3 protein-coding genes and 1 pseudogene are annotated in these 3,739 nt (G+C 71.9%); 3 read left to right on the forward strand and 1 reads right to left on the reverse strand.

The genetic code is table 11. The features are described from left to right. A pseudogene (locus tag AB0M20_RS31815) lies at nucleotides 1–521 on the reverse strand (oligonucleotide/oligosaccharide-binding fold domain-containing protein); the annotation flags it as partial. Nucleotides 522–526: 5 nt separating this feature from the next. Between AB0M20_RS31815 and AB0M20_RS31820 the strand changes: the two are divergent. From AB0M20_RS31820 to AB0M20_RS31830, 3 genes are all read left to right on the forward strand, one after another. Continuing rightward, nucleotides 527–2,239 carry a DUF3418 domain-containing protein gene (locus AB0M20_RS31820; RefSeq protein ID WP_364304023.1) on the forward strand — a complete coding sequence of 571 codons (1,713 nt, stop codon included), beginning with the start codon at nucleotides 527–529 and terminating at the stop codon, nucleotides 2,237–2,239. Nucleotides 2,240–2,359: 120 nt separating this feature from the next. Next, complete coding sequence (locus AB0M20_RS31825) at nucleotides 2,360–2,911, forward strand: DUF6401 family natural product biosynthesis protein (RefSeq protein WP_364304021.1); 552 nt, start codon at nucleotides 2,360–2,362, stop codon at nucleotides 2,909–2,911. Between the two features lie 65 nt (nucleotides 2,912–2,976). Further along, nucleotides 2,977–3,717, forward strand: coding sequence for a LamG-like jellyroll fold domain-containing protein (locus AB0M20_RS31830; RefSeq protein ID WP_364304022.1), 741 nt, complete (start codon nucleotides 2,977–2,979; stop codon nucleotides 3,715–3,717). Nucleotides 3,718–3,739: the final 22 nt, after the last annotated feature.

Raw genomic sequence — 3,739 nt, forward strand, 5'->3', positions numbered from 1 at the left:
GCCCACTCCGGCTCGATCCGGGCGTTCACCCGGCCCCACAGCCGCGACGTCTCGACCAGCTCGGCGGCCATCACCCAGCGCGGCTGCTTCTTGAACAGCGCCGAGCCGGGGAAGATCGCGAACCGCGCGCCGCGGGCGCCCAGGTACTCCCGCTTGTCGGCCTCCTTGAGGCCGATGTGGCTCAGCAGCCCCGCGAGCAGGGCGGTGTGCACGGCCTGGCCGGGCGCGACCGCTTCGTTGTCCTCGATCACCGACAGCCCGAGGGTACGGGCCACCTGCCGCAGCTGGGCGTAGATGTCCTGCCACTCGCGCACCCGGAGGTAGTTGAGGAACTCGGCCCGGCACAGCCGGCGGAACTGGTTGCCGGACAGCTCCCGCTGCTTCTCCCGGAGATACTTCCAGAGCCCGAGGTACGTGAAGAAGTCCGACTCCTTGTCGGTGAACCGGCCGTGCTTCTCGTCCGCCAGCTGCTGCTTGTCGACCGGCCGCTCGCGAGGGTCCTGGATGGACAGTGCGGCGGCGCAAGGTGCAGTACTCGCGGATCGACCCGGCGCTCTGCCGCGAGCTGTTTATCCGGCAGGCGCTGGTCGAGGGTGACTGGGACACCCACCACAAGTTCCTCGATGCCAACGCTCGTCTCATCGCGCAGATCGAGGAGGTCGAGAACCGGGCCCGGCGGCGGGACATCGCGGTCGACGATGAGACGATCTTCGCGCTCTACGACGAGCGGATCCCGGCGGACGTGGTGTCCGGGCGGCACTTCGACGCGTGGTGGAAGAAGGAGCGTCACAAGAACCCCGATCTGCTGACCTTCACCCGCGAGATGCTGGTCAACGCCGGGCGCGACGGGGTGGATCCGGGCTCGTATCCGGACGCCTGGCTGGCTGCGGGGCCGGCCGGCGGTGTCCGACTGCCGCTGAGCTATCGCTTCGAGCCGAACGCCCCCGACGACGGCGTCACCGTCGAGGTGCCGCTCGCCCTGCTCAACAAGCTCGACGCCGACGACTTCGGCTGGTCGGTGCCCGGCCTGCGGCACGAGGTCGTGGTCGCGCTGATCCGCGCCCTGCCCAAGCACCTGCGGACCAACTTCGTGCCGGTGCCGGACTGGGCCGCCACGGTGCTCCACCGGATCCCCGCCCGGCGCGGCCCGCTGCCCGACGCGGTCGGCGACGAGCTGCGCCGGCTCACCGGCACGGTGGTCCCGCGCGACGCCTGGCGGCCCGGCGAGGTGCCCGCGCATCTGCGGATCAACTTCCGGGTGGTGGACGAGCACGGTTCGGTGCTGGGCCAGGGCCGCGACCTCGACGTGCTCCGCCGCGAGCTCGCGCCGGCGGTGCAGGAGACGATCTCGGCCGCGGCCGGCGACATCGAGCGGTCCGGGATCAAGACCAACGACTTCGGTACGCTCCCGCGGCGCGTCACCCAGGTTCGCGGCGGCATCGAGGTCAACGTCTACCCGGCGCTCACCGACGAGGGCGACAGCGTGGCGATCCGGGTGTACGAGACCGAGGCCGAGCAGCGCCTGGCGATGCGCGCCGGTACCCGCCGCCTGCTGCTGCTCACGCTCCCGCCAGCCGCCCGGTACCTGCAGGGGCGGCTGGACAACCGGGCCAAGCTCGAGCTGTCCCGGGGCAATCCGTACCGGTCGATCGCCGACCTGCTGGACGACTGCGCCGGCGCCGCGGTCGACCGCCTCGTCCAGGACGCCGGGGGACCGGCCTGGGACACGGCCGCCTTCATGCGACTGCGCGACGAGGTCCGCGCCGACCTGGTGGACGCCACCGCCGCCGTGGTCAAGCAGGTCCAGGCCGTGCTGTCCACCGCGTACGAGGTCGGCCGCCGGCTGGAGAGCACCCGCGACCCGCAGCTGGTGGCGGCGCTGGCCGACATCCGCGCGCAGCTCAAGGGCCTGGTGTATCCGGGCTTCGTCACCGACACCGGCTGGCGGCAGCTGCATCACCTGCCGCGCTACCTCAAGGCCGTCGAGTACCGTCTCGACCGCCTCGGTGGCACGCTCGCCCGCGACCGTCAGCTGATGGCCCAGGTGCACGAGATCGAGCGGGAGTGGCGCGACCTGCGCGCGGAGCTGCCCGCCGGCGGGCCGGCCGACGAGGGGCTGACCGAGATCCGCTGGATGATCGAGGAGCTGCGGGTCGGGCTCTTCGCGCAGTCGCTCGGCACCGCGTACCCGGTTTCCGACAAACGGATCTACAAGGCCATGGACCTCCTTCCGGCCTAGATACGATCAGGCACCTGCCGTCCGGTTCGCGAGCCCGAAGGGGTGCAGGCCCGCTAGCACTAGGGTGCCGTTCGGTTACCCCTCTGCCGCATTCGGCCGGCAGGCCCTAGCGTTCTCCGCATGACGAACGACTTCCTCGCCTTCGCCCCGATTTCCGCCGTTCCCGCCGACGCCGTGGACATCTCGGTGGACGCCGCCACGTTCGCGGCCGCCGACCTGGGCGCCCTGCGGGACGTCGAGGTCGACGCCGAGTTCGATGCGGACATGGACGCACTGCCGGCCGAGCTTCCGGTCGGTCTCGCGGACATGCTCGCCGAGGTCGCCGAGGTCTTCGTCCCGGCCGATCCGTCGGTCGCCCAGCTGGACGAGCTGATGGCCCGCGTGGGCGTCGACGGCCTGGTCGCCGCCATGGCCGACCCGGGCCTCCTCGCTCGGGTGGACCAGCACGCCGCGGCGGTGCGCGACGCGCTGAACGGGGCCGGCCGCGAGATCGACGCCGAGGCCCTGGCGTCCTACGCGCGCTCGATCGAGGCCGCCGCCCACCGGATGGGCCGCCCGGTGCCCGGGGCCGGCGAGGCGCACGTCTCCGGCGCCGCCTGGCACGCCGCCGAGTGGCACCTGATGCGCCTGGTGGCCGTTTGTGCGATCGCCGACTCCGCCGGTCTGCTGTGATCTTCGCCCGAATCGCCAGTACGTCCGTTTTGCCCTCTCGAAGGTAGAAAAGTACCTTCAGTGGCATGAAGCTTCCCGCCAGGGTCCTGACCCTCGCTCTCATCCTCGTTCCGGCGGTGCCCGCCCTGGCGGCCACCACCACCAGCCCCGCCGCGAAGGCGTCCCCGGTCGTCGTGGCCCGCTACTCGTTCGACTCCACGGCCGCCGGCAAGGTCCCCGACCTGTCCGGGCGGGGCGTCCCGCTGACCATCCGCTCCGCCGACCGCGGCGCCGTCCGGTTCGTCGCGGCCAAGACCGGCCGCTACATCGGTCTCCCGCTGCGCTGCGCGGCCGGCGCCTCGACCTGCCCGCGGGCGCTGCTGGAAGGCGCCGACGACCCCGACCTCGACCCGGGCACGCGCAGCTTCCGCTGGGGCGCGACGATCGCCGTCGCGAAGAGCCAGCTGGCGGGCTCGTCCAACATCCTGCAGAAGGGCGTAGCGACCACCGAGAGCCAGTGGAAGATGCAGGTCGGCGAGACGCACGGCCGGGCGCAGTGCGTGGTCGTCGGCCGGGGCTCCAGCCGCGCGTACCTGGTGCGCTCAACGGTCGCCGTCGCCGACGGCAAATGGCACAAGATCCTTTGTGTACGTTCGTCCGCCGCGCTGACGATCGTGGTCGACGGCGTCTCCCGCGGCACGACGCGGCTCCCGGCCGGCATGAGCATCCTGAACGACAAGCCGCTGCGCATCGGCGGCCCCAACTTCAACACCAGCAGCGACATGTTCCACGGCAGCATCGACGACGTCTACGCCACGATCGGCTGATCCCTGCACACCCGGCGCGGCG

Source organism: Actinoplanes sp. NPDC051633, assembly GCF_040681735.1.
Lineage (GTDB): Bacteria > Actinomycetota > Actinomycetes > Mycobacteriales > Micromonosporaceae > Actinoplanes.